Source organism: Photobacterium sp. (assembly GCF_033720175.1).
Taxonomy (GTDB): Bacteria; Pseudomonadota; Gammaproteobacteria; order Enterobacterales; family Vibrionaceae; genus Photobacterium.
Genome location: NZ_JAWWDA010000007.1, coordinates 87,731 through 112,260 on the forward strand (window position 1 = coordinate 87,731; position 24,530 = coordinate 112,260).

Here is a 24,530-nt window from a genome sequence, read left to right on the forward strand (position 1 = left end):
CTGGAGTAACCATGAAGCGCGATTTAGCGATGGCATTTTCTCGTGTAACTGAAGGCGCAGCCCTGGCTGGCTACAAATGGCTTGGCCGCGGCGATAAAAACGCTGCTGACGGCGCGGCGGTAGAAGTAATGCGCACCCTTCTGAACCAAACCGAGATTGAAGGTGAAATTGTTATTGGTGAAGGTGAGATCGATGAAGCCCCTATGCTTTACATCGGTGAAAAAGTCGGAACCGGTGGTGATGCTGTCGATATCGCGGTTGACCCGATTGAAGGGACTCGCATGACGGCGATGGGACAAAATAACGCACTGGCAGTACTGGCTGCAGGTGAAAAAGGTTCATTCCTTAAAGCGCCTGATATGTACATGGAAAAGATCGTTGTAGGTCCTGGCGCTAAAGGGTGTATCGATTTGGCCTTGCCACTGATTGACAACCTGAAAAATATTGCCGACGCATTAGGTAAGACACTGGACACCCTGGTTGTTACCACACTGGCTAAACCACGCCACGACGAGACGATTGCCCATATGCAAGAGATGGGAGTACGCGTTTTTGCTTTCCCTGATGGTGATGTGGCAGCCTCTATCCTGACTTGTATGCCAGACAGCGAAGTTGACGTGATGTACTGCATTGGTGGTGCACCGGAGGGCGTGGTATCTGCCGCTGCCATTCGTGCGCTGGGCGGTGACATGAATGGCCGCCTGCTGCCTCGTCATCAGGTAAAGGGTGATAACGAGGAAAACCGCCGCTTAGGCCAAATCGAAATCGATCGCTGCCATGAAATGGGGATTGAGCCAAATATCGTGCTACGTATGGAAGACATGGCACAGAGTGACAATGTGATTTTTGCCGGTACCGGTATCACGAAAGGCGATCTGCTTGAGGGTATCAGCCGTCAGGGCAACATCGCGACCACCGAAACGCTGTTAATTCGTGGTAAGTGCCGTACGATCCGTCGTATTAAATCGACTCACTACCTGGATCGTAAAGACGAGGCGATCAAAGGGCATATTCTGTAATATCCCCCTCCAGATTACCAAGGGCGTGCTCAGGCGCGCCTTTTTTGATCCAGCAAAATATGGCAAGTTACTCTATTCTTACTAAGTAAAGCCGTTGCTTTATTTACCATGCTGGTTACATAATATAACAAACCTCCCCTCGGTGGTTTGGGTATAGCGGCAAGCAAGGAATAGACAGGTTGACATGAAAACTATAGATAAAATCCTCTATCATATGAAACGGGAAGGGGCTGTAACCGCCAAGGTGCTGGCACAGGAATTCAGCCTCACCACGATGGGGGTACGGCAGCATCTTCAGGGACTGGAGGATGACGGTTTGGTTGATTTTCAAGACGTAAAAGTCAAAGTTGGCCGGCCAACTCGACACTGGAACTTGACCGCCAAGGGACATCGCCGCTTTGCCGATCGCCATGGCGAACTCATTATTCAAATGATTGATTCTGTCGAAGATATCTTTGGCACCCAAGGCTTAAACCAAATCATAGAGCGTCGAGCGAATCAAACTTTTGAACAATACCAAAAGGCATTAGCAAGCCGTTCAACTTTAAAAGAAAAATTAGAAATACTGACTACACTGAGGGAGCAGGAAGGTTACATGGCTGAACTTCAGCAAGACGGTAACGATTTTATTTTGGTGGAAAACCACTGCCCGATTTGCCATGCCGCACTCCGCTGTCCTTCGTTATGTAAAACAGAACTCTCTGTGTTCCAGCGCCTGTTGGGTGATGAATATCAGATCGTAAGAAGTGAACACATTATTGCCGGAGAGAGACGCTGCGCTTATCGAATTCTTAGTTCTAAATAGTGAGGAGAATATTATGGCTGACTGGATCCCTGCAGAGGTAATAAACAACCGTCATTGGAACAATGACCTGTTTAGCCTGGTCTTACACGCTAACATCGAACCCTTTAAAGCCGGCCAGTTCACCAAGCTCGGCTTAGAAATCAATGGCAAAATGATCCAGCGCGCGTACTCCTTTGTCAACCCGCCGAGCGACAACCAAATCGAAATCTATGCCACCCGGGTAGCCGACGGCCTGCTCTCCCCTCGTCTTCATGCGCTTAAAGCCGGCGACACTGTATTTATTTCCGCCCGTGCCAGCGGCTATTTTACCCTCAATGAAATACCCGAGAGCGAGCACCTATGGATGCTTGCAACGGGAACCGCCATTGGCCCTTACCTGTCCATTTTACGTGAACAGGAAGTCTGGAAACGCTTCCGTAAAATTGTGTTAATCCATGCCGTTCGCTTTGCCTCTGACCTCAGCTACCAGGCTGAAATTAATGCCCTTAAAGAGCAGCATCCCGATCAGTTCATCGTCCAGCCTTTTGTCAGCCGAGAACCGGCTCCGCTGAGCTTGCCGGGACGAATTCCGCTGGCGATTGCTGATGGCATGTTAGAACGTCATGTGGGCCTTTCCCTTGAGCCAACACGCAGTCAGGTAATGCTGTGCGGCAACCCGGAAATGGTCAGAGACACCAAAGCGGCCCTGGAGGCAAGAGGACTGGTAAAAAACCTCCGTAGCAAACCCGGCCAGATCACCATGGAGCATTACTGGTAACGATCTCAAGTTATCCTGCCGTCTCATCTTGGTCCCATCTGAAATTCTCATAAATGAGTCAGCCTTGCACCCGCAGGCTGATCTACCTTAAATAAAAGAGAACAACCGCAACGATCAGCACTAAGATTAATAGTACCTGAGAGGATAACAGGCAGGGAAATCGCGATGCAGACATTACCGTCTTTTGATGAACTCAAAATAATGGCAGAAAGCAAACCAGAAGAATTGGAAGCATTACGGTTGCGCATGAGCGAAGAGATCATTGTCGGATCCAGCCCGTTGATGCAGCCTCGACTACGGGCGCAAATGAGCCATATCAACCAGGTAATAAACCGAGGTAAAAACCCCAATCACACCAATGTGCTATTGATGTCGGAGTTACAGCAGCATCTCAAGCGCTTTGCCCAGGCGCTCAATGCACCTGAAACCCTGACTGAACACCTGGCTGAAGTGAAGCCCTTCAATCGCCCCTCTCAGCCAAAGAACTGAACGTCAGCTGGTCCGGAAGATCTCCGGGGTGTATATTTATCAAACACCTAAAGCTCCGTTATACACTGACTTTCAAAAAGCACTCAGGATCCATATCTCGAATATCGATGGTTAAGCTATTAATCATACTGGCATGCTGCTCCAGAACCGACATTAAGTCCCGAGACAATTGCCGCTTCTGCTCAGGATGGCGACCCGCCAGCATGCTCAGCCCGAGATGAATAAAGGTTTTGCGATCGCCTTCTTCACCGAGCTGCCAGCTATGACAAGGATAAGAGCGGGACTTTACCGAATCCGGCTCAAACAACCCGCTGATTAACAGCGCCCGATGCAAATCTTCCAGTAACCCTTGTATATTGACACGCTCCGCAACCGGATCGGAATACTCCATCACCAAATTAGGCACAATTTCTCCTCCATGATCCCTCATCTGCTCACCACCGACGGCATAAGCTTACACGGCAAATACCTTACGTTGTGCAAAGTTTCACCTGCCAACTTACCCGATACCGAATCGATAAGCTAAGCTATTGGATGGAAACTCAGCCCGTGATCACTCTCTTTTTTGTCTGGAATAACCAGATAAAATAGTTTATTGAGGAAAAATTCGGCTTCAGGAGTTCACTTTTTAGCGGGAAAAAGGTACAACCAAACACATTAATGATTTTGAACAGTAAAAATTTCAACCAAAACTGTTATATTATTACGTAATAGTCTTTCCCAGTCCGATTAAATAACCACACATTCCGCACGTTATCGGGGTGTATCGTTACTTAATAAGATTGGTCTTAATTATTTACATTAAATTGATTTGGAGAAAAGCTATGCGCCATCCTGTAGTTATGGGTAACTGGAAGCTAAACGGTAGCAAGGAAATGGTCTCTAACCTACTTAAGGACCTTAACGCTGAACTTGAAGGCGTTACGGGTGTTGACGTTGCCGTTGCTCCACCTGCACTTTATATCGATCTTGCTGAGCGTGTGATCGCTGAAGGCGGTAACAAGATCATTCTTGGTGCCCAAAATACTGACCTGAACAACAGCGGTGCATTCACCGGTGATATGTCTCCTGCGATGCTTAAAGATTTCGGTGCAAGCCACATCATCATCGGTCACTCTGAGCGTCGTGAATACCACGCTGAGTCTGACGAGTTTGTTGCTAAGAAATTCGCATTCCTAAAAGAAAACGGCCTGACTCCTGTACTATGTATTGGTGAGTCTGAAGCACAGAACGAAGCGGGCGAAACCGTTGCCGTATGTTCACGTCAACTTGACGCTGTGATCAAAACTCAAGGCGTTGAAGCTCTTGAAGGCGCAATCATCGCTTATGAACCAATCTGGGCAATCGGAACGGGTAAAGCGGCAACAGCTGAAGATGCACAGCGTATCCACGCTCAAATCCGTGCTCACATCGCAGAGCAAAGCGAAGAAGTTGCTAAGAATGTTGTTATCCAGTACGGCGGTTCTGTTAAACCAGAAAACGCAGCAGCATACTTCGCACAGCCAGACATCGACGGAGCTCTGGTTGGCGGTGCCGCTCTTGACGCGAAAAGCTTTGCAGCTATTGCAAAAGCAGCAGCTGAAGCCAAAAAATAATACCGCTTTTAAGCGATAGTTATTTTCAAAGGCCACCTTCGGGTGGTCTTTTTGTCTCCGTATCGAGTGTCGCGGCTCGCGTTACTCGGCTCTGAGCCTAAAAAAAGCCGACTCGGTGAGTCGGTTTTTTATATATCAGCTTAAGCGATTAAATGCTTGCTTAGAACAGCTTATCCGCGAGTTCGTAAAGATCTTTACGGACCGGACGCTTCATATTTTCAATCGCATCGATGATGTCGTGGTGAACCATTTTTTCGTTCTGGATCCCCACACAACGACCACCTTCGCCTTTAATTAACAGCTCAACAGCATAAGCTCCCATACGAGAAGCTAGGATACGGTCAAATGCCGTAGGCTGACCACCACGCTGAATATGACCCAGTACGGTGGCACGGGTTTCACGGCCAGTTTCATCTTCAATGTACTTAGCCAGTTCATTCGCGTCAGTCATCAGCTCTGTGATCGCGATGATGGCGTGCTTCTTACCTTTGTAGATACCTTCTTTGATCTTCGCCAGCAACTGCTCTTTATGCAGGCCAGTTTCAGGCGTGATGATGTATTCACAACCACCCGCAATCGCAGACATCAGAGTCAAATCACCACAGTGACGCCCCATTACCTCAACAATAGAGATACGCTGGTGAGAAGACGATGTATCACGCAGACGGTCAATCGCGTCGATTACCGTATTAAGAGCCGTCAGATAACCGATTGTGTAATCAGTACCGGCAACATCGTTATCAATGGTACCCGGGATGCCGATGCATGGGTAACCCATCTCTGTCAGCTTCTTCGCCCCCATATAAGAGCCATCACCACCGATAACAACCAAGGCATCGATACCGTGAATCTTCAGGTTTTCGATCGCCTGAGCACGTACTTTTTCATCTTTAAACTCAGGAAAACGTGCTGAACCAAGGAAAGTCCCTCCCTTGTTGATCACGTCTGATACACTTGTGCGAGTTAGCTTTTGGATACGGTTCTGGTGGAGGCCCTGATAGCCGTCATAGACACCGTAAACTTCCAGGCCTTCTGATAACGCAACACGTACCACACCGCGAACCGCTGCATTCATACCAGGTGCGTCACCACCACTGGTCAAAACACCAATCTTCTTAATCATGGTTACCCTCTGACTTTGGGAATTGAAAAATCAAATCCGGCACGAGTTACCGAGGTTCCCCCTCTCGGCACCATAAGCGGTTTGACCGACTCATGCTCGCGTAAACTGTAACTTTCCTACTAATGTAGGAGTATTACAATTTTGATAATAAATTTTGTTGATTCATATCACGATCACTTCGGACTGAGGTCAATTGCAATATGAAATAAAACCGCCAGCAGTAGGATTGACAACTAACCTAAAAAACGCGATCCAACCGGATGGCTGGTTTCTTAAGTATATATTCTGTCGCCAAAGCCACCAGTAAAGCGTTAACAACAGGCGGTAACCGTGGGTACATCCATGCTCACCACACAATATTGACAAGCGCTTACGGGACAAACCTATGCGTATCTACTGCTTAATATCCCGCAGTATAGCTGTTTTGTGATGAAAATTAATAACAAAAAAAGTTTGTTGTGGTAATTAAGATAAACAAAAAAGACATTTGATAAACACAAAAAAGCCGCAACACGGGTTGCAGCTTCATTATCAGTATGGACCCACTTTCGTTTTTACTGGTTTTTTTCTGCCCAGCGCGCTTCACATTTAGCCCTGCGTTCTGACTGCAGCTGCTTATATTTTTCTTTCTGCTCTGGGGTCAGAATATTCAGCATTTTGTGACGATTTTCTAACATCGCCATACGCTGCTCTGCTTGTTCGCCAGACATCTTTTCGGCCAACTCCCGCACCGCGACATCATCAAAATTGTCAGCCAGCAGCAAAGCTTGCATTTGATCATGATTCGCCTGCATTGCCGCCCGCAGGCCCTGACGCTGCGTCATCATCGCGGATCTATTTGCTCCACGAAGTGATTTCACTTCATCTTGCTGGGCATCGGTCAGAGCCAGCGCGCGGAAAACTTGTCGCCCACCTTGTATATCACAAGCGTTATGTTTACCGCCGTTATGACCACTACCGCCGTACGCCAGTACTGACGCAGAGCCAAGTGTCAGTGGCAGTGCAATCGCCATGACCAGTGCTTTTTTGAATGTCATCATAATGTTCTTCTCCAAGTGACCTTAACCGGTATGTCATTAGCGTACGCCTTGTAAGGTAAAGTGCTGTCGAATGAACGTAAAACTGCGTAAAGCTTACTCACATTAACTTGGCTGTTAGTGAGAGTTCAGAGATACTGTCATTAAGCGTGTCACGTCATTAATGGCATGTATTTATAGCGAAACGAAAGGCGTAAGTATGGCAAAGATTCTATTGGTCGATGACGATACCGAGCTCACCTCTCTGTTAACCGACATCCTGGAAATGGAAGGTTTTGAGGTCATTGAGGCCAATAATGGCGAAGAAGGCTTGTTAAAAGCAGATAGCAGCGTCGATCTTATCTTGCTCGATGTGATGATGCCGAAAATGAACGGTACTGAAATGCTGCGAAAATTAAGAGAAAGCCATACCACACCGGTATTAATGCTGACAGCAAAGGGCGAAGAGATCGATCGGGTCATCGGGCTGGAGCTGGGGGCTGATGACTATTTGCCGAAACCGTTCAGTGATCGGGAACTGCTGGCACGAATGCGTGCGATTTTACGCCGATCTCAAAGCGCCGCCAATGACACCCGCTCTAGCGCACCGGAATGTTTACTCTATCAGGATATTAAGATCTATCCGGGCCGACAGGAAGTCTTCTGCCGTGAACGTTCGATTGAGATGACAGGCACTGAGCTTGCCTTACTCAGTTATTTTATCCAGCATCCGGGGAAAATCATTGCCAAAACGGAACTCAGTATTGAGGTGCTGGGTAAACGTCTTGCACAATTTGACCGTGCCCTGGATATGCATGTCTCCAATCTGAGAAGGAAACTCCCCGAGCGGGCTGACGGCAAACCGCGGATTAAAACCTTGCGGGGAAAAGGCTACCTGCTGGTTGAGGAGATTTAATGCGATTACCGGGCTTTTCGAGTTTATACGGCCGTATCTTTGCTGTTTTCTGGCTGACACTGTTGATTGTCGTGGTAACGATTGTGCTGCTACCCAACCTGGACCCCCGGGCGCAGCATACCATTGGGGAACGGCATCTTGGACGGATGCAAAGCTCGGCACAAGAGATCTCTCAACAGCTACGTAATGAAAACGGCCCGCTGCAAAGTAAACTGCAGCGCTTTACCGAGCGGGATCGCCACCAAGGCCTTCAGATCTATTTCACCACCACCGACGGCGAAATTATTACCCCTCACGGCCATAATAAGGCTCTGCGAAATTTTATTACCATTGCCGATGATCCCGCCAGCCCCAAACAAAGGTTGTACGGCCGCAGAATGATAGCGGGCCCCTTTGCGGTTACTGACCAACAACAAACCGCCCTGATGTATGTCGCCCGAATCTGGCGTCAGCCTCCTCCCTTTTTCGTCCAGATCCTGGATAAACCCTTCCCGCTCCTGCTGGTGACCATGCTGGTCAGCACCCCGTTGCTGCTATGGCTGGCATGGGCGATCAGTATTCCGGCCCGGCGCTTACAGCAAGCTGCTGAGCGCGTGGCGACGGGGCAGTTTAAAGCCGATCCGACGCTGGAAACCGGCCCGACAGAATTTAAGCAGGCCGGGGCGAGCTTTAACCAGATGGTGCAGGCCATTAACCAGATGATCAATGGCCAGCAACGCCTGCTCTCAGATATCTCACATGAACTTCGATCGCCTCTGACCCGCCTGCGCATGGCCACCGCACTGGCCCAGCGCAAGCAAGGGAAAAGCAAAGAGCTGAGCCGTGTTGATACGGAGGCAGAGCGACTGGAAAAAATGATCAGTGAATTGCTGGAGCTGTCCCGTATGCAGCTCACCAGCCATGAACATCAGCAAGCCACTGATGCCAGCAGCCTGTGGGATGAGATGCTGGAAGATGCCCGCTTTGAAGCTGAACAGAACCACAAAACATTTACCTGCGACACGCTTGAGAAGTGGCCGCTCAGTGGCAGTCCGAACTTGCTGATCAGTGCCTTGGAAAATGTCGTTCGTAATGCGATAAAGTACTGCAATGATGAGGTCACCGTCCATTTCAGCGAACAAAACGACATGCTACATATCGTCATTGACGATAATGGCGAAGGCGTGCCAGACGATGAACTGGATCGCATCTTCCGCCCCTTCTATCGGGTTTCAACCGCCCGAGACCGCAGCAGTGGAGGGACGGGGTTAGGACTGGCTATCACTGAAAGTGCTATTCGGCTGCATAACGGCACCATCACTGCCTGCCGCAGCCCATTCGGCGGATTGCAAGTAACCATCAGACTGCCACTGAACCGCTAGCGTGTGACTAAGCTCGAACTTGGTGAATAAGAGTAACAAGTAAACAATTTGCTTGTTACTCCCACCCTTGTCACAATAACCCAAATTTCCAGCAGCGCGCCTTCTAAAAAATATGTTTAATATTGCCCTTTACGAACCTGAGATCGCCCCTAACACCGGGAATATTATCCGGTTATGCGCAAATTGCGGTGCAAACCTACACCTGATTGAGCCTTTAGGTTTTGATTTGGAAGAGAAAAAATTGCGTCGTGCCGGTCTGGACTATCATGATCTGGCCCATGTCCATCGACATAAGGATTTTACCGCGTTCATGGCAGCGATGGCTGGCCGCCGGTTGTTTGCGTGTACCACGAAAACCACTAACTACCATACCAATGCCCAATTTTCAGAAGGCGACGTCTTGATCTTCGGCCCTGAAACCCGTGGATTGCCGGCAGAATTTATTGCAAGCTTGCCGCTTGAACAGCGTCTGCGTATTCCCATGCACCCTGACAGCCGTAGCCTGAACCTGTCCAATGCAGCGGCCATCATTGGCTATGAGGCATGGCGCCAATTGGGATTTAAAGGTTCGGTCTAAAAGGGGCGTGTATGAGTGACGAGAAGCGAGCGTAACTCGCCTCTCGTCTCTGGTTTATATCCCGTCACCCGCAATAAAGGTCTTGTCACTGCCATTAAATTGTTGGTCCATATCCATCGATGGCTTAGCACTGCTCGGGCGCCCCACAATTTTGGCCGGCACACCCGCGACCGTGGTGTGTGGCGGCACCGGATTGAGAACCACAGAACAGGAGCCGATTTTGGCCCCTTCCCCGACTTCGATATTTCCCAGTACTTTGGCGCCGGCACCAATCATCACCCCTTCACGGATCTTCGGATGACGGTCGCCACTTTCTTTACCGGTACCGCCGAGTGTGACGCCCTGAAGGATCGAGACATCATTTTCGATCACTGCGGTTTCACCCACTACGATACCGGTAGCATGGTCAAACATAATGCCCTGACCAATCGTCGCCGCCGGGTGCACGTCGACCTGACAGGTCACTGAGATCTGGTTTTGCAAATACACGGCCAAGGCGACACGATCATGCTTCCACAACCAGTTCGCAACACGGTAGCCCTGCAAGGCGTGATACCCTTTAAGATACAACAGAGGGATTGAATACATGTCTATCGCAGGGTCACGCTCGACCACCGCCCGGATATCACAGGCGGCCGATTCTGTGATCATGCAATCGGCCGCGAAGGCTTCCTCAATCACCTCACGAACAGCCATCGCCGGCATCGATGGGGTGGCCAGTTTATTGGCCAGAATATAACTCAGTGCTGAGGCTAAGTTATCATGCTTAATAATCGTCGCATGATAAAAGCTGGCTAACATCGGCTCTTGTTCTGACTGCTCTCTCGCTTCTTGCTTGATGGCCTGCCAGACCTCATGTTGTTGACATTCCCTCACATCGCCCTCTGCTTATCTATTTAATAATCTCGTAATAACTCATACTGTCAGCATAATCATCTGAACAAACAGAGAATGGTGCTGATTGGTGTCACCATGACCTTTTAACTTTAACGGGCTTAGAAAAAAAAACAACGCGTGCTTTTCAGCCCACGTTGCTTTTACTAACGAAGTAGCGATGCAAAATAGCCGCTATTCGAATTTTTTCTCACGAGCCAGCAAGTCTTTCGCGGCTTCCCGGGCATCTTTACCTTGATACAGTACCTGATATATCTGCTCGGAAATCGGCATCTCAACACCATAACGCTGAGCGAGGGCCCAGACTTCTTTGGTGTTGCGGTACCCTTCGACGACCTGACCAATATCGATTTGAGCCTGCTCGACCGACTTACCCTGCCCCAGCGCCAGCCCAAAGCGGCGGTTACGGGATTGGTTATCGGTACAAGTCAGTACCAAATCGCCGAGTCCCGCCATCCCCATAAAGGTTTCCGGCTGGGCACCCAGCGCAGCACCAAGACGACACATCTCCGCCAGGCCGCGGGTGATCAACGCAGTACGGGCATTGGCACCAAAGCCGATGCCGTCAGACATACCGGCACCAATTGCAATGACGTTTTTGACGGCGCCACCCAACTGCATACCAATAAAATCGGAATTGCTGTAGACACGAAACGTTTTGCTGCAGTGGATCTTCTCCTGAAGATCACGCACAAACGCATCATCCGGAGATGAAACCGCAATCGCGGTCGGCATACCCGCCGCCAGCTCTTTCGCAAAGGTCGGACCGGATAAAACGGCTAATGGCACCTTATCACCCAGCACCTCAACCGCAACGTCCTTCAGCAGGCGTCCGGTTTCAGGCTCCAGTCCCTTGGTGGCCCAACAGATACGTGAATCATCACGCAGGAAAGGTTTTACGTTAGTCAGTACCTCGCCAAAGACATGGCTGGGTACGACAACCAGTAAATCACGGCTTGCCTGTACGGCAGCTTCCAAGTCCGCTGAGATAATCAGCGACTCAGGAAACGGTACACCTGGCAAAAACGCTTCATTGGCACGATCCATTTCCAGCTGTGCCATGTGCTCCGGCTCATGCCCCCATAAGATGATATTGGCACCATTACGGGCAAGAGAAATGGCCAGCGAGGTACCGTACGAGCCGGCACCGAGTACGGTCATTGTGATCGCATTGTTCGTCGCGTTCTGATTCATATCGGCTTATAGTCGTGATTAAGCTTCAGTGCTTGTGGTATTAGGCTCAGCTTTATTGGCTTCAGCCTGATTTTGCAGGTAGTTCATGAACAGTGCGTCAAAGTTAACCGGCGCCAGGTTCAATTGTGGGAACGTCCCTTTCACAACAAGGCTGGAAATGGTTTCACGTGCATACGGGAACAGGATATTCGGGCAGAATGCACCCAGGCAATGTGCTAGCTGAGATGCTTCCATGCCTGCTACAGTGAAAATACCGGCCTGCTGAACTTCACATAGGAACGCCGTATCTTCAGCATTCTTCACAGTTACAGTAAGACGTAACACAACTTCGAAAGTACCTTCGCCTAATTCACGGCTTTGGGTATCAAGATCCAGTTTCACATCCGGCTTCCACTCTTTCTGGAACATGTCCGGTGAGTTAGGTGCCTCGAAAGAAACATCTTTCAGGAATACACGCTGGATCTGGAAGTTTTGTTGTGCTTCGTTGTTTGCTGCTTCAGCCATCTTTGAGTCCTTTTATCTTTACAATCTCATCACATGAGATGATTCATACATTCGCAACGGTGGCCTGAAAGCATCACAAGCTGCGAAAATTATTAACGATAACCTGATGTTACTTCCTGCCAGTTACTTCTTACCTTTGCTGCGGATAAGTGGCAGATTGGCTTCATTCCAGGAAATCAGACCGTCTTTTAGCAGGTTAACGTTTTCAAAACCGGCTTTACTCAGCAGATTTGCGCTCTCTTGCCCTGTCTGACCTGTTTTACATACCACAATGATTGGGGCCGATTTGTATTTTTCAAGATCAGTAATATTCTGTTCTTTAATTTGGCTTGGCAAAATGTGAAGTGCGCCAGCAATATGGCCCTGGCGATACTCGTCTCGAGAGCGAATATCGATAAACACACCATTTTCGCGATTGACCAATACCGTCGCCTCGTTAGGCGCCACCACGGTGTAGCTAGCGGCCTTTTGCTTCACAACTGACGCAATGATCGCCACAACCAGGCCAACCCAGGCAAGGGATAAAATAGGATTACTTGTAACAAAATCTATATATTGCTGCATGACTTTCGCTCTATATACCTAAAACTAAACATCCAAGAGTAGGGCTAAACTCGGCTCAAAAAGGAATCTGAGTATACCTGCGTCGCCTGCCTTGTAACAGCAGCAGTCCACAATTCCGCGCACTGGCTCACTTGCTCCCGTGCTCATATACCCAAACCACGCCAAGTTGCAGGATTCATTGGCTTTTAGGCAAGGCAGGCATTTTTATGAAGAGTGGTTCCTTTAAAAAACACCTAACGAATAATAAAAGCCAGTGATACTCGCCCTTCGGGCGCTTGTCTGGAAATGAAGTCAGTGTTAAACGAGATTGGCATAGAGGGCTAGACCTTTACTCGCTTACCTTGAACATCATCCCCTGAGGTAGCTCTGAACCAAGCAACCTGAGGCAGTTTGGGTATAGTATAAGAGGTAAACAAGCTCCTACCAATCAATGAAATAGAAAAAACTGTGACGCAGGGCTTACACTCAGAGCAATAAATGAATATATTTTATGTAGGAAGATAACAATTTATTGACAACATTGTTTGATCTTACCCTACAGTTTATGGCAATAGTTGTAGTAAAATTACAATCTTCCATACCCATTGCCTGAAACATTTTCCGTAACATCAGATGTTTAATGTAATTGGTATCAGATTTTTAACTTATGAGAGGACAACCTATGTCTGCTAAAAAGCCACTGGCTTTAGTGATCCTGGATGGCTGGGGCTATCGCGAAGACAATGAAAACAATGCAATTGCAAACGCTCAGACACCAGTAATGGACGCTCTGATTGCAAACGAAGCAAACACACTGATCTCAGCCTCCGGCTTGGATGTCGGTCTTCCTGATGGTCAGATGGGTAACTCTGAAGTTGGTCATACTAACATCGGTGCCGGTCGCGTGGTTTATCAAGATCTGACTCGTATTACTAAGTCTATTGCTGACGGTGACTTCTTCGAAAACGAAGCGCTGGTTAATGCCATGGATAAAGCAATTCAGGCCGGAAAAGCGGTTCACATCATGGGCCTGATGTCGCCGGGTGGCGTTCACAGCCACGAAGACCACATTGCCGCAGCTATCGAAATGGCCGCAAAGCGCGGGGCAGAAAAAATCTATCTGCATAGCTTCCTGGATGGTCGTGATACTCCGCCGCGTAGCGCACAGGCATCACTGGAGCGTTTCGATGCACTATTTGCAAAGCTGGGCAAAGGTCGTACGGCTTCCCTGATTGGCCGTTACTACGCCATGGACCGCGACAACAACTGGGATCGTGTCGAGGTTGCCTATAATCTGCTAACAGCAGCGAAAGCTGAGTTCACGGTTGATTCTGCGGTTGCGGGCCTGACAGATGCTTACACCCGTGATGAAAATGATGAGTTCGTTAAAGCAACTGAAATCCGTGCTAAAGGCCAGGAAGCGGCAATCATGGCGGATGGCGATGCGGTTATCTTCATGAACTACCGTGCTGACCGTGCTCGTGAAATCACCCGTGCTTTTGAAGCCGATTTTACCAGCTTTGAACGTGCACAAACGCCGGCATTGGCTGATTTCGTGATGCTGACTCAGTACGCTGCAAACATTAACCTTCCAGCAGCGTTTCCACCGGCAAGCCTGGAAAACACTTTGGGTGAATGGCTGTCGAAGAAAGGCAAAAAGCAGCTACGTATTTCAGAAACAGAGAAATACGCTCACGTGACTTTCTTCTTCAACGGCGGTGTGGAAGACGAATTTGACGGTGAGACACGCTCACTGGTCGCTTCACCAAAAGTTGCCACCTACGATCTCCAGCCAGAAATGAGTTCGCCAGAGCTGACCGAGAAGCTGGTTGCCGCAATCAAAAGCGGCGAATTCGATACCATTATCTGTAACTACCCGAATGGCGACATGGTTGGCCACACGGGCGTATACGACGCGGCAGTTAAAGCCTGTGAAGCGCTTGATAGCTGTATTGGTCAGGTTGTCGAAGCGATTAAATCTGTCGATGGCCAGCTGTTAATCACCGCGGATCACGGTAACGCTGAAATGATGATCAACCCTGAGACCGGTGGTATTCATACCGCGCATACCAGCCTGCCGGTACCGCTGATTTATGTGGGCAACAAAGACCTGACTCTGAAAGACGGCGGAAAACTGTCTGACTTAGCACCAACCATGCTTAGCCTGTCAGATCTCGAAATCCCAGCAGAGATGACTGGTCAGGTTCTGTTTGATCTGAAATAATCCCCCCATGCGGGATATGATCACACACCTAAACCATACTATCCGCGCCAGTGCATTATGCACTGGCGCTTTATTATGCCTGATGTTTTCTCAGCCAAGCGTCGCAACCAGTAAAAATCAGCTGGATGGCGTCAAACAGGAAATCTCACGCCAGCAGAACCAACTTGGCAGTAAGCAGACCCAGTTCAACACCCTGCAAAAAGAGCTCAGACAACAAGAGCTGGACATTGCACAAACGGCGAAGAAAATTCACCAGGCAGACAACCAGCTCAACACGCTCAACCGCTCCATCAACCAGCTTGAGCGCGATCAGACTAAGCTCCAGCAGTTACAGGTCGGCCAGCAGGAAATGCTGAAAGAATTGCTCGATACCCAATATCGGCAAGGAAAAAACGATCAACTGGCGAGCCTGCTAAGTGGCCAGCAAAGTACGGAGCTCGATCGGATGTCGGTTTACGCCGAGCGGTTAAGCCAGGCGCGGAGCCAGGCACTTAATGAGTTAGCGGCGACCAATACCGAGTTACAGCTCAAGCACCATGAATTAGCCCAGCAACGCCAGCAACAGCAGATCTTACTTACTCAGCTGAAAACCGAAAAAAGCACCTTAGAATCGAGGCAAAAGCACCGCAAGAAGACCCTTACCAGCATTAAAAATCAGATTAACTCCGATAACCACTACCTCACTGAGCTGCACGCCAACGAAAAACGCCTGCTGGCAGAAATTGCCAAGGCAAAAGCCGAAGCGAAAGCTGCCCGGCAAATCCCGATGGACGGTCTGGCCCAACATCAGGGTAAGCTGCCATGGCCGGTGAAAGGCGCCGTACTCCATACTTACGGTTCGGTTCAGAAAGGCGAATTACACTGGAAAGGGATGGTGCTCAGTAAACCTTCCGGCAGTCAGGTCAAGGCCGTGTATTCCGGAAAGGTGGTTTTTGCCGATTGGCTGCGCGGCTACGGCTTAATGCTCGCTATCGATCACGGTAAAGGTGATATGAGTTTTTATGGCTATAACCAAACCCTGCTGAAAAAAGTCGGCGACACCGTACAGGCAAGCGAAGCCATCGCCTTGGTGGGTGTCAGCGGCGGTCAGGAACGTTCGGGCCTGTACTTTGAGATCCGCCGTAAAGGGACCCCGACAAATCCAAGAAACTGGCTAACAAAATAACCCTAACAGCCTATCCTGATTGCAAAATCAGGGAGCCTAAGCTCAACCACAAAGATTACCAGGAACGACGACATGCGACGGAACGCAATTTGTTTCTCTTTTTTGATCATTCTACTTATGGCAAGGCCCGTCCCGGCGGCCAGGTTAGCGATCGTGATCGATGATTTAGGCTATCAGGCCATGCCGCTCCAGCTCTCTGCGTTACCACCTGAAATCAGCATCTCCATTCTGCCCGATACTCCTTTTGATTTGGCCACCGCGCATCAGGCCGCACGAGAAAACCGGGATACGTTACTGCATATGCCCATGCAGCCACAACGGCAGGCCCCGTTAGAACTGACAACACTGACCGCCGGTATGCTCCGGGAAGAACTACAGCAAACGTTGCGCCATGCTCTCAGCCGCGTCCCCAATGCGATAGCCATCAATAATCACATGGGAAGCGGACTGACCCAGAATACCCAAGCGATGGACTGGGTGATGACGGTGCTCGCAGAACAAGGCCTCTCTTTTTTGGATAGCCGAACCACCAGCCAGACCGTGGCATTCGACCGGGCGCAAGCCAACGGTGTGCCCGCACTGCGCCGCCATATTTTTCTCGATCACTTCCGCACCCGGGAATTTATCCGACAACAGTTAGCATCAGCCCTGAAACGGGCCCGGAAGGAGGGTTATGTGGTAGCCATTGGCCACCCCTATCCCGAGACTCTGGAGACGCTGCAACAGTGGTTGCCTGAAGTAGAGAAGCAGCAGGTCAGACTGGTGCGGCTATCAGAGCTGTATCTGCAGATGTAGCACCAATTTGACTCTTTACCATACTGTCAGCGGCGGGATATTAAAGGCCGACGACAGAGAAACCGGCTATTACGATACGTCACGCTGTACCTGATCACAATAATGCGACTCGAGCTGGAGCACCCGCTGTTTTCCTTCACTCGTCGTCAGAGGACGGACAATACTTAGCATCTGTAATACCCCTTGATAAATCACCCCTTTGGTGATTTTAGCGCCCGGGACTTGAGTGGTCTGATAACAAATCCAGCTCGATGCCACTAATTTTAGCGTGTTAGCCAGGCTTAACAGCTCATTTTCGTCCAGATCCAGCAGTCCACTCTCTTTGAAGCTGCTCATCAATGCCATGATATTGCTGTGTAATTCTTCCTGAGCTTGTAAATACTTCCTCTGCAACTCCTGATCACGGCTAAGAATATCTGGCAGGTTGGCGTAAAAAAAACGATAGCGCCACATCAACATAAACACGGCATCCAGGTAGGCCAGCAAACTTTCTGCCGTCGCATCAAATGCTGCCTGGGGCTGAAAACGAATACTCAGATCGCGGGCGTATTCATCAAAGATACAGTGTATAATCTCTTCCTTATTGCGAAAGTGATAATAGAGATTGCCGGGGCTGATCCCCAAATGAGCAGCTATATGGTTGGTGGTAACGTTAGGCTCACCACTCTCATTAAAGAGTTCCAGTGCGGCCTGAATAATTCTGTCGCGGGTTTTCATGCGCTTCTCACTTCCTTCACCCAATGGCTATCGCTTGATATTATCATAACTCATAACCGATATTTGTAACGGTGGCTAACGAAAGCCGTTCGATCAATGTATTAGCATTAGGATAACCCATGATTGTTGTAACTGGCGGCGCCGGCATGATCGGCAGCAATATCGTTAAGGCCCTGAATGAACAAGGTCATAACGATATTCTAGTGGTTGATGACCTCAAAGACGGCACTAAATTTGTTAACTTAGTTGACCTCGATATCGCTGATTACATGGATAAGGAAGATTTCATCACCCAGATCATGGCTGGCGATGAATTCGGCCCAATCGACGCCATCTTCCACCATGGGGCTTGCTCGGCAACTACCGAGTGGGACGGCAAATACATGATGCTGAACAATTATGAGTACTCTAAAGAGCTGCTGCATTTTTGCTTAGAGCGCCAGATCCCATTTCTGTACGCCTCTTCTGCTGCCACCTATGGCGGTCGCGATCACGGCTTCATTGAAGAAAAACAGTATGAAGGTGCCCTGAACGTCTACGGTTATTCAAAACAGCAGTTTGATAATTATGTTCGCCGCATCTGGCAGGATGCAGAAGTCCATGGCGAAACACTGTCTCAAATTACAGGCTTTCGCTACTTCAATGTGTATGGCCCGCGCGAACAGCACAAAGGCAGCATGGCGTCTGTGGCTTATCATCTGAACAGTCAGATTAAAGCCGGTGAAAACCCAAAGCTGTTCGAAGGTTCCGAGACCTTCAAACGTGATTTCGTCTATGTGGGTGACGTGTGTAAAGTCAACCTGTGGTTCCTTGAAAAAGGCGTGTCGGGTATCTTCAACTGCGGCACCGGCCATGCCGAATCATTCCAGGCCGTCGCCGATGCGGTGATCAAACACCATGGCAAAGGCGAAGTAGTCACAGTCCCATTCCCAGAGCACCTGAAAGGTCGTTACCAAACATTTACTCAGGCAGATTTGACCAAGCTTCGTGCGGCGGGTTATAACCAGCCGTTCAAGTCAGTTGCCGAAGGCGTGGCTGAGTACATGGCCATTTTTAATAAGTAACGTTGAACTATCCCGATGACAGAACATGATGACAAGCAAGCTTATAACCCGGCGTTTTCCTGGTCTTTCTTGCACCCTAAATACTGGGGAACCTGGCTGGCGGTAGCTCTCGCGACCCTGATCTGCCTGTTTCCTCATTCAGTCCGCCGGGCACTTGCCTCCGGATTTGCGAAACAAGCCGTGAAGCTAAACAGCAAAGCCAACCGCCGTGCCCGGGTAAACCTGCAAATGTGCTTCCCTGAAAAATCAGAACAAGAACGTGAGGCGATACTGCTGCAGAGCATTATCACCGCAGGTACCTTCCTGATGGGGTTTCCCTCGCTGTCGGTACGTAATCGCCAGTGGCTGGAGAACAACACCATTATTCGTGGTGAAGAGCACCTGACAGCATTAAAAGACCAAGGTCAAAATGCTATCTTGCTCGCTCCCCATACCTGGGCCATTGATGTGCCCGCAGTACTGCTTGCCTCTCGCGGCCTGCCCGTGGTGGGAATGATAAAAAAACAGAAAAACCAGGTTTCTGACTGGCTAATGCATAAACAGCGAGTGCAATATGGCGGGCGCGTGTATGAACGAAGCGCGGGGATTAAGCCCTTTATCCGCTCGATCAAGGAGGGCTACTTCGGCTATTACCTGCCAGATGAAGATCTCGGCCCGGAACACAGTGTGTTTGTCGATTTTTTTGCCACCACCAAGGCAACCATTTCGGGTCTGGGACGGCTGTCAAAACTAAGTAGAGCAAAGATTGTCCCACTGTTTGCCGTGTACAATAATGACACTGGCAAATACGAAATAGACATCAAGCCAGCACTCGCCCCCTTCCCGAGCGAGAGCGAAGAGCAAGACGCCCGTATCATGAACGCCTGTATCGAAGATTACGTTAGCGTTAAGCCCGAGCAATACATGTGGATTTTACGGTTACTGAAAACCCGCCCGAACGGTGGGGAAAATCCTTATCAGGTGACAAAGTAGTATGAATAAAAAAGCTATAACCCACTTTCTGATCCTGCTGCCTTTTATTTGGCTGTTCAGCGGAATGCTTGTGATGAGAAGCGGTGATAAACCCATGATCGCTATGATCGTCATTTCTATCATTGCAACATTAATAAGCCATGGTCTGGACTCGATTAAAGAGAACTTGAAGCGCGATAAAACACTGTGGGTAGTGTTAATCACGACCGGGTATGCTCTTTTCAGCTATCACTATCACGGACTAAGTTCACGGGAAATACGCTCATTGCTCGGCGCTTCACTATTGTTGCTCTGTTTCCCAAGACATTTACTAACACCCAGGCTCTTGCAAGGTTTAACCCTAATAGGTGCTATTGCATGTGCTGGTTTTGCCATTTATTACAGCCAAGTTGCTGAGTTGATTAGAAGCAACTGGCCAATAAATGCCATTCCACAGGCAACACTGAGTGCCTCTATTGGCATCATCGCCCTTGCGCAGGTCATGAAGCACAGCAATAGAACGGAGCTTGTTCTCTCAATTATTTCGTTAATATTTAGCCTTACTGCCATTATATTCAGTCAAACCCGCGGGATTTGGTTGGGATTTGGGATAGCTTCTGGCTTAATGTTACTGCTTCACTTCAGAAGTAAACAAATAAACTGGAAGTTTATTACAGTCGGACTGGCCATGACCTTTACGGCTGGTTTTGCATTAAAACCTCAGCTAGAGCAGCGTATAGAACAAACACAACATGAGGCAAAGCAGATAATTGCCGGCAACCTCAATACGTCGATTGGATTAAGGCTACAAATGTGGCAACTCAGCCCATACCTGTTGAGTAATGACTGGTTGCTCGGCACCGGCGATTCTCAAAGCGATAAATTTCAATCTTTGTACAAAAAGGAGTTAGTTTCCGAAACATTATACCGTTTTAAGCCTGCACACTATCACAACCAATATTTAGACCGCCTGATCAAAAATGGCGTGATTGGTCTGGCTTTAATGCTATTGATACTCGTTGTGCCCTTGACTCAGCTCAACAAGCAGCCATCAAGTAAACGCTATAAAATTATCGGTCTGGTAGTATTATTCGCGATAGCAGCCTTAACCGATGTCCCGCTAAACCATGGACAAACTCTGTTTATGTATCTGTTATTGGTTTGTGGTCTCGCCACATATTCATCAAAAGCTGAAGAAAATTAATTTATTATGATCGATATTTTTGTCATCAATTTAGAATCATCCACTGATCGCAGAGCTCATATATCTAAGCAGCTTGATGAACTTGGCGTTAATTATCATATTTTTTCTGCCATCAATGGACACAAAGGCCACCACCCATTGTTCGATATGTACGATGACGGTCTCAGTCAACTGTACCGAGGTAAATCATTGAGCAAAGGCCAAATTGGCTGTTATGCCAGTCATTACCAACTTTGGCAACAGTGTATTGAGCTCAATAAGCCTATTATTGTAATTGAAGATGATGCTCTGATTTATCCTAAGGCATTTAAGGCGTTCATCCAGCACCTTCCTCAATTAGAGGATAACTATGAATGTATACGTCTGTTTGATAACAAAAGAAAATGCTTTAGTTTCAATCCGGTTAAACAACTCGATTCAATAACGATTTGCAAGTTTAGCAAAGGTCATATGAGCGCAACAGGCTACTTCATCACACCAGCCGGGGCAACAAAGATGCTAAAGCACTCGACACGCTGGTACATGGCTGTGGATATCTATATGGATCGCTTCTGGATTAATGACGTGGAATGTTATGGTACGTCACCAGCTTGCCTGACCAATGATCCGATCTTTGAATCGGATATTGGCTATGGCAAAAAAGCCCCGAGAAGCTTCTTAACCCGCTGTAAACGCGAATGGTTTAACCTCACTGAGCTGATTAAACGCGAAATCCATAACTTACGATTCAAAATCAATAACAATAATAAGTGAGTGCTATGAAAATCCTAATTGCCAGCTCATATAATCATGCTTGGAACAGCGTACGCCCTGAAGCCGAAATGTTCATCGAAATGGTTAAGCAGGGTCATGAAGTGACGGTCTTAACCCAAGGCAATGCGCCATATGTTGAACGGTTTAATGCGCATGGAGTTAAAACCATTGACTGCTATCCAAAAAGAAAGGTCTGTTTAGACACCATTAAGAAAATGCGTAAAGAGCTGGTAGAGGGCCAATATGATATTTTCTACGCGTTTAACTCAAAAACCATTCCCAATGCAATTTTGGCAAGCATCGGAACCAAGGCAAAGGTTATTACCTACCGCGGAACGACGGGAGGATTATATCGTCATGATCCAAGTGCCTACCTGACCCACCTGAATCCTCGTGTAGACGGTATTATTTGTGTATCAGATGCGGTTCGGCGAGATGTAGCCAAACGGGTCTGGAAAATCAAAGATAATGTGATCACGATCTATAAAGGCCACCAACTGGATTGGTATCAGGTGCCGGCAACACAAAGAAGTGAGTTCGGATTAACTGACGATCATATTATTGCGGTGTGTGCCGCTCATGTCAGACCTAGCAAAGGCATCTCAGTTTTAATTAAAGCAACATACGCGATTAAAAATGAAAACTTCCATCTTTTATTGGTGGGCAGCGGCTTTGAACCTCATTTAGAAGAAATCGCACAAAGCCCGATGGCGGATCGCATTCACTTAGTTGGCCACCGCAAAGATGTCCCTTCAATTATGACTATGGCCGATTTTCAGGTTCAGCCTTCAATCAGCGGCGAAGGCCTGCCGCGCACCATCATTGAAGCCATGGCCAACGGTACGACTTCGGTTGTGACCACTACGGGAGGCTCACCGGAGCTGGTCGATGATGGCAAAACCGGCTTTGTTGTCCCTGCCGGCGATGCCGATGCTTTCGCTGATGCGATGAATAAACTCATTGCCGATAAAAATAAAATTTCTCAATTCAGTGCCGCCGCTAAGCAAAAACTGGATAAAGAATTCAATGCCGCACAGACCGTGAATAAGCACATCGCATACTTTGAAAAACTGTGTAATAAAGGCTAACAAAATCAAAAGCCGTAAGTACCGTTGCGGCGAGCCAGTAATAATTCAGTCTATTATACGAATAACTAAAAAGACTAAATAACAACTTTAAATACACAAATAATAACTTTCGGAAAAGAAAACATGGAAGCTTTTGTGATAAGCCTTGCAGATAACCTAAGGCGACGTAAAAAGGTAACAGATACCCTTGATAAACATCATATTAATTTTAATTTTATAGATGGCGTTGATGGCAGAAAAGGAAATCATCCTTATCTGGAAAGATACAATGAAAAAGAATTTCTATTCAATTATGGCAGAAAAGCAGCACCGGGTGAAATAGGCTGCTACGCGAGCCACATGCTGGCATGGCAGAAATGCGTTGATTTGAACCAGTCTATTCTGGTGTTTGAAGATGATCTATCGATTAAAGATGGCGTGCTTGAGGCTTTCAGTGCCTGTGAGAAACTCATCGATAAATACGGTTTTATCCGGATGGAAACAACCAATAAAAAACCTCAGTACAAAGTCGCTACAGTTGATGGTATGACATTATCTAATTTCCTGAAAGTACCACAATGTGCCACTTGTTATGCCATTTCTCCAGCGACGGCAAAGGCGTTTCTTGATAACAGCCAGGAACTTTGTCTTCCCGTTGATGTGTTTATCCGCAATGTCTGGATGCATAAACAAGCCATCTACGGATTAGAACCCTATTTTGTATCAGCCAGCGGAGAAGACTCAATCATTGGAAAAAGAAATAGAAGTCAGAAGAAGTCCATTAGCACTAGGGTTATCTGCCTGGCGTATAAATTAAGAAATATGGCAGGTAATTTCATCAGCCAGATTTCGTTTTACCTATCTCGATAAAATAAACCGGCTTCAGCATTTCCCGTACCCTTGCATTGACATACGATATACTTGGAGTTTGGCGGTTACTCTCTCCAAGTATACCTTAATGCCCATCCAAACAATGATACCGCAAGGCTTTCTATTGCTCTTCAAGAATGGTGGCACTATTTTTTAGTTTTGCTCTCTTGCTCAAGCAGCCATAGCCCAACATACTTATTAAAGTTCACTTGGGCATAGGTCATCGCGATAATAAAACCCACACTACCATCGAGGAACCCTCGGCGAATTATATAAATATGGAAGAAGGTCCAGATAGCACGCAGCAGTGCCAATACCAAACCATGGGACTTCTTGCCCTTGCGGTTATATTTTTGGGCACCTAGCCAAGCATACTGAGCCGCTTTATCTAGGCCGTGGCCGTAATCTCGATGAGTGTAGTGCAACAGAAAACCAGGCATGACACCTTTATCGCCAGAAGCCGGAACCACCGTTTCATGCACTTCATCTAAGGTATAGCGTGCGCCCTCACGCTTGAACAAACGTAACACGGAGCGGGCACTGCGCCCATATTTCAACGTCTTGCCATAAAGGGTCACTCCCCAAGGCAGACGATAAGCTGTTTTATCGATCGTCTCCTGCTTAAGTAACGCAACTAACGCATTTTGCATGTCGCTATCGAGCGCTTCGTCGGCATCTATCGACAAGACCCAGTCACCAGTTGCTTTATCTAAAGCTCGTTGCTTTTGCTTACCAAAACCAGGCCAGTCCGTCACTGTGACGTTATCAGTAAAACGCTGGCAAATTTCTACCGTTTCATCTGTCGAACCACTATCCAGGACAATGATTTCATCGGCTACGGATGCGACGGATCGCAAGCAGTTCTCGACCCGATCGGCTTCATTTTTTGTAATTAAAATAACTGACAGTGTATGTTTTTGCATGTGA

The 24,530-nt window shown here is 48.1% G+C and carries 26 protein-coding genes; 17 read left to right on the plus strand and 9 right to left on the minus strand.

Annotated features, from left to right (window positions below):
* Positions 1–11: 11 nt before the first annotated feature.
* From glpX to R3289_RS09860, 4 genes are all read left to right on the plus strand, one after another.
* Entirely contained in the window at positions 12–1,019 is a 1,008-nt protein-coding gene (gene glpX, locus R3289_RS09845) for a class II fructose-bisphosphatase (RefSeq protein ID WP_318925331.1), read from the plus strand.
* Between the two features lie 184 nt (positions 1,020–1,203).
* The gene (locus tag R3289_RS09850) at positions 1,204–1,824 is read left to right on the plus strand and encodes a metalloregulator ArsR/SmtB family transcription factor (protein WP_318925332.1); all 621 of its coding nucleotides are present in this window, start codon (positions 1,204–1,206) and stop codon (positions 1,822–1,824) included.
* Positions 1,825–1,837: 13 nt separating this feature from the next.
* Positions 1,838–2,581, plus strand: coding sequence for a ferredoxin--NADP reductase (locus tag R3289_RS09855; RefSeq protein ID WP_318925333.1), 744 nt, complete (start codon positions 1,838–1,840; stop codon positions 2,579–2,581).
* Positions 2,582–2,746: 165 nt separating this feature from the next.
* Positions 2,747–3,070: a DUF3135 domain-containing protein gene (locus R3289_RS09860; protein ID WP_318925334.1), complete on the plus strand. Its 324-nt coding sequence runs from the start codon at positions 2,747–2,749 to the stop codon at positions 3,068–3,070.
* Positions 3,071–3,128: 58 nt separating this feature from the next.
* Here the strand turns inward: R3289_RS09860 and R3289_RS09865 are convergent, their stop codons facing one another.
* The gene (locus R3289_RS09865) at positions 3,129–3,476 is read right to left on the minus strand and encodes a 5-carboxymethyl-2-hydroxymuconate Delta-isomerase (protein WP_318925335.1); all 348 of its coding nucleotides are present in this window, start codon (positions 3,474–3,476) and stop codon (positions 3,129–3,131) included.
* 418 nt (positions 3,477–3,894) lie between these two features.
* Between R3289_RS09865 and tpiA the strand changes: the two genes are divergently transcribed.
* The gene (gene tpiA, locus R3289_RS09870; protein WP_318925336.1) at positions 3,895–4,665 is read left to right on the plus strand and encodes a triose-phosphate isomerase; all 771 of its coding nucleotides are present in this window, start codon (positions 3,895–3,897) and stop codon (positions 4,663–4,665) included.
* Between the two features lie 160 nt (positions 4,666–4,825).
* Here tpiA and pfkA read toward each other — a convergent pair whose 3' ends face one another.
* Together pfkA and R3289_RS09880 are read right to left on the minus strand one after the other, a co-directional pair.
* Positions 4,826–5,788: a 6-phosphofructokinase gene (pfkA, locus tag R3289_RS09875; RefSeq protein ID WP_318925337.1), complete on the minus strand. Its 963-nt coding sequence runs from the start codon at positions 5,786–5,788 to the stop codon at positions 4,826–4,828.
* A 554-nt stretch (positions 5,789–6,342) separates the two neighbouring features.
* Positions 6,343–6,828, minus strand: coding sequence for a CpxP family protein (locus tag R3289_RS09880; protein WP_318925338.1), 486 nt, complete (start codon positions 6,826–6,828; stop codon positions 6,343–6,345).
* A gap of 196 nt (positions 6,829–7,024) precedes the next feature.
* Here R3289_RS09880 and R3289_RS09885 point away from each other — a divergent pair, with 196 nt between their 5' ends.
* The 3 genes from R3289_RS09885 (at position 7,025) to trmL (ending at position 9,658) form a co-directional block, all read left to right on the plus strand.
* The gene (locus R3289_RS09885; protein WP_318925339.1) at positions 7,025–7,720 is read left to right on the plus strand and encodes a response regulator; all 696 of its coding nucleotides are present in this window, start codon (positions 7,025–7,027) and stop codon (positions 7,718–7,720) included.
* Positions 7,720–9,081: an envelope stress sensor histidine kinase CpxA gene (gene cpxA / locus R3289_RS09890; RefSeq protein ID WP_318925340.1), complete on the plus strand. Its 1,362-nt coding sequence runs from the start codon at positions 7,720–7,722 to the stop codon at positions 9,079–9,081. The genes R3289_RS09885 and cpxA overlap by 1 nt, the downstream gene beginning before the upstream one ends.
* 112 nt (positions 9,082–9,193) lie before the next feature.
* Positions 9,194–9,658 carry a tRNA (uridine(34)/cytosine(34)/5-carboxymethylaminomethyluridine(34)-2'-O)-methyltransferase TrmL gene (gene trmL, locus R3289_RS09895; protein ID WP_318925341.1) on the plus strand — a complete coding sequence of 155 codons (465 nt, stop codon included), beginning with the start codon at positions 9,194–9,196 and terminating at the stop codon, positions 9,656–9,658.
* Positions 9,659–9,712: 54 nt separating this feature from the next.
* Here trmL and cysE read toward each other — a convergent pair whose 3' ends face one another.
* The 4 genes from cysE to R3289_RS09915 form a co-directional block, all read right to left on the minus strand.
* Positions 9,713–10,534, minus strand: coding sequence for a serine O-acetyltransferase (gene cysE, locus R3289_RS09900; RefSeq protein ID WP_318925342.1), 822 nt, complete (start codon positions 10,532–10,534; stop codon positions 9,713–9,715).
* A gap of 192 nt (positions 10,535–10,726) precedes the next feature.
* On the minus strand, positions 10,727–11,746 hold the full coding sequence (gene gpsA, locus R3289_RS09905) for an NAD(P)H-dependent glycerol-3-phosphate dehydrogenase (RefSeq protein ID WP_318925343.1): 1,020 nt from the start codon (positions 11,744–11,746) through the stop codon (positions 10,727–10,729).
* 18 nt (positions 11,747–11,764) lie between these two features.
* Positions 11,765–12,250 (minus strand): protein-export chaperone SecB, encoded by a 486-nt coding sequence (gene secB / locus R3289_RS09910; protein WP_318925344.1) that lies wholly within the window; start codon positions 12,248–12,250, stop codon positions 11,765–11,767.
* A gap of 123 nt (positions 12,251–12,373) precedes the next feature.
* Positions 12,374–12,814 (minus strand): rhodanese-like domain-containing protein, encoded by a 441-nt coding sequence (locus R3289_RS09915; RefSeq protein WP_318925345.1) that lies wholly within the window; start codon positions 12,812–12,814, stop codon positions 12,374–12,376.
* Positions 12,815–13,475: 661 nt separating this feature from the next.
* On the opposite strand from R3289_RS09915, the gene gpmM reads away from it, so the two are divergent.
* The 3 genes from gpmM to R3289_RS09930 all read left to right on the plus strand — a co-directional run bounded on the left by gpmM (position 13,476) and on the right by R3289_RS09930 (position 16,977).
* On the plus strand, positions 13,476–15,017 hold the full coding sequence (gene gpmM / locus R3289_RS09920; RefSeq protein WP_318925346.1) for a 2,3-bisphosphoglycerate-independent phosphoglycerate mutase: 1,542 nt from the start codon (positions 13,476–13,478) through the stop codon (positions 15,015–15,017).
* Between the two features lie 16 nt (positions 15,018–15,033).
* The gene (locus tag R3289_RS09925) at positions 15,034–16,182 is read left to right on the plus strand and encodes a peptidoglycan DD-metalloendopeptidase family protein (RefSeq protein ID WP_318925347.1); all 1,149 of its coding nucleotides are present in this window, start codon (positions 15,034–15,036) and stop codon (positions 16,180–16,182) included.
* Positions 16,183–16,254: 72 nt separating this feature from the next.
* On the plus strand, positions 16,255–16,977 hold the full coding sequence (locus R3289_RS09930; RefSeq protein ID WP_318925348.1) for a divergent polysaccharide deacetylase family protein: 723 nt from the start codon (positions 16,255–16,257) through the stop codon (positions 16,975–16,977).
* 69 nt (positions 16,978–17,046) lie between these two features.
* Here the strand turns inward: R3289_RS09930 and R3289_RS09935 are convergent, their stop codons facing one another.
* Positions 17,047–17,694, minus strand: a complete 648-nt coding sequence (locus R3289_RS09935) for a TetR/AcrR family transcriptional regulator (protein ID WP_318925349.1) — start codon at positions 17,692–17,694, stop codon at positions 17,047–17,049.
* 119 nt (positions 17,695–17,813) lie between these two features.
* Here R3289_RS09935 and rfaD point away from each other — a divergent pair, with 119 nt between their 5' ends.
* The 6 genes from rfaD to R3289_RS09965 all read left to right on the plus strand — a co-directional run bounded on the left by rfaD (position 17,814) and on the right by R3289_RS09965 (position 23,603).
* Entirely contained in the window at positions 17,814–18,758 is a 945-nt protein-coding gene (gene rfaD, locus R3289_RS09940; RefSeq protein ID WP_318925350.1) for an ADP-glyceromanno-heptose 6-epimerase, read from the plus strand.
* 15 nt (positions 18,759–18,773) lie between these two features.
* Entirely contained in the window at positions 18,774–19,730 is a 957-nt protein-coding gene (gene lpxM / locus R3289_RS09945; RefSeq protein WP_318925351.1) for a lauroyl-Kdo(2)-lipid IV(A) myristoyltransferase, read from the plus strand.
* 1 nt (position 19,731) lies between these two features.
* Positions 19,732–20,913, plus strand: a complete 1,182-nt coding sequence (locus R3289_RS09950) for an O-antigen ligase family protein (protein ID WP_318925352.1) — start codon at positions 19,732–19,734, stop codon at positions 20,911–20,913.
* A gap of 6 nt (positions 20,914–20,919) precedes the next feature.
* Positions 20,920–21,666 (plus strand): glycosyltransferase family 25 protein, encoded by a 747-nt coding sequence (locus R3289_RS09955; protein WP_318925353.1) that lies wholly within the window; start codon positions 20,920–20,922, stop codon positions 21,664–21,666.
* A 5-nt stretch (positions 21,667–21,671) separates the two neighbouring features.
* A complete protein-coding gene (locus R3289_RS09960; protein ID WP_318925354.1) occupies positions 21,672–22,754 on the plus strand; it encodes a glycosyltransferase family 4 protein in 1,083 nt (360 codons plus the stop codon).
* Positions 22,755–22,877: 123 nt separating this feature from the next.
* Positions 22,878–23,603, plus strand: a complete 726-nt coding sequence (locus tag R3289_RS09965; protein WP_318925355.1) for a glycosyltransferase family 25 protein — start codon at positions 22,878–22,880, stop codon at positions 23,601–23,603.
* Between the two features lie 146 nt (positions 23,604–23,749).
* On the opposite strand, the gene R3289_RS09970 is transcribed toward R3289_RS09965, so the two are convergent.
* On the minus strand, positions 23,750–24,526 hold the full coding sequence (locus R3289_RS09970) for a glycosyltransferase family 2 protein (RefSeq protein WP_318925356.1): 777 nt from the start codon (positions 24,524–24,526) through the stop codon (positions 23,750–23,752).
* Positions 24,527–24,530: the final 4 nt, after the last annotated feature.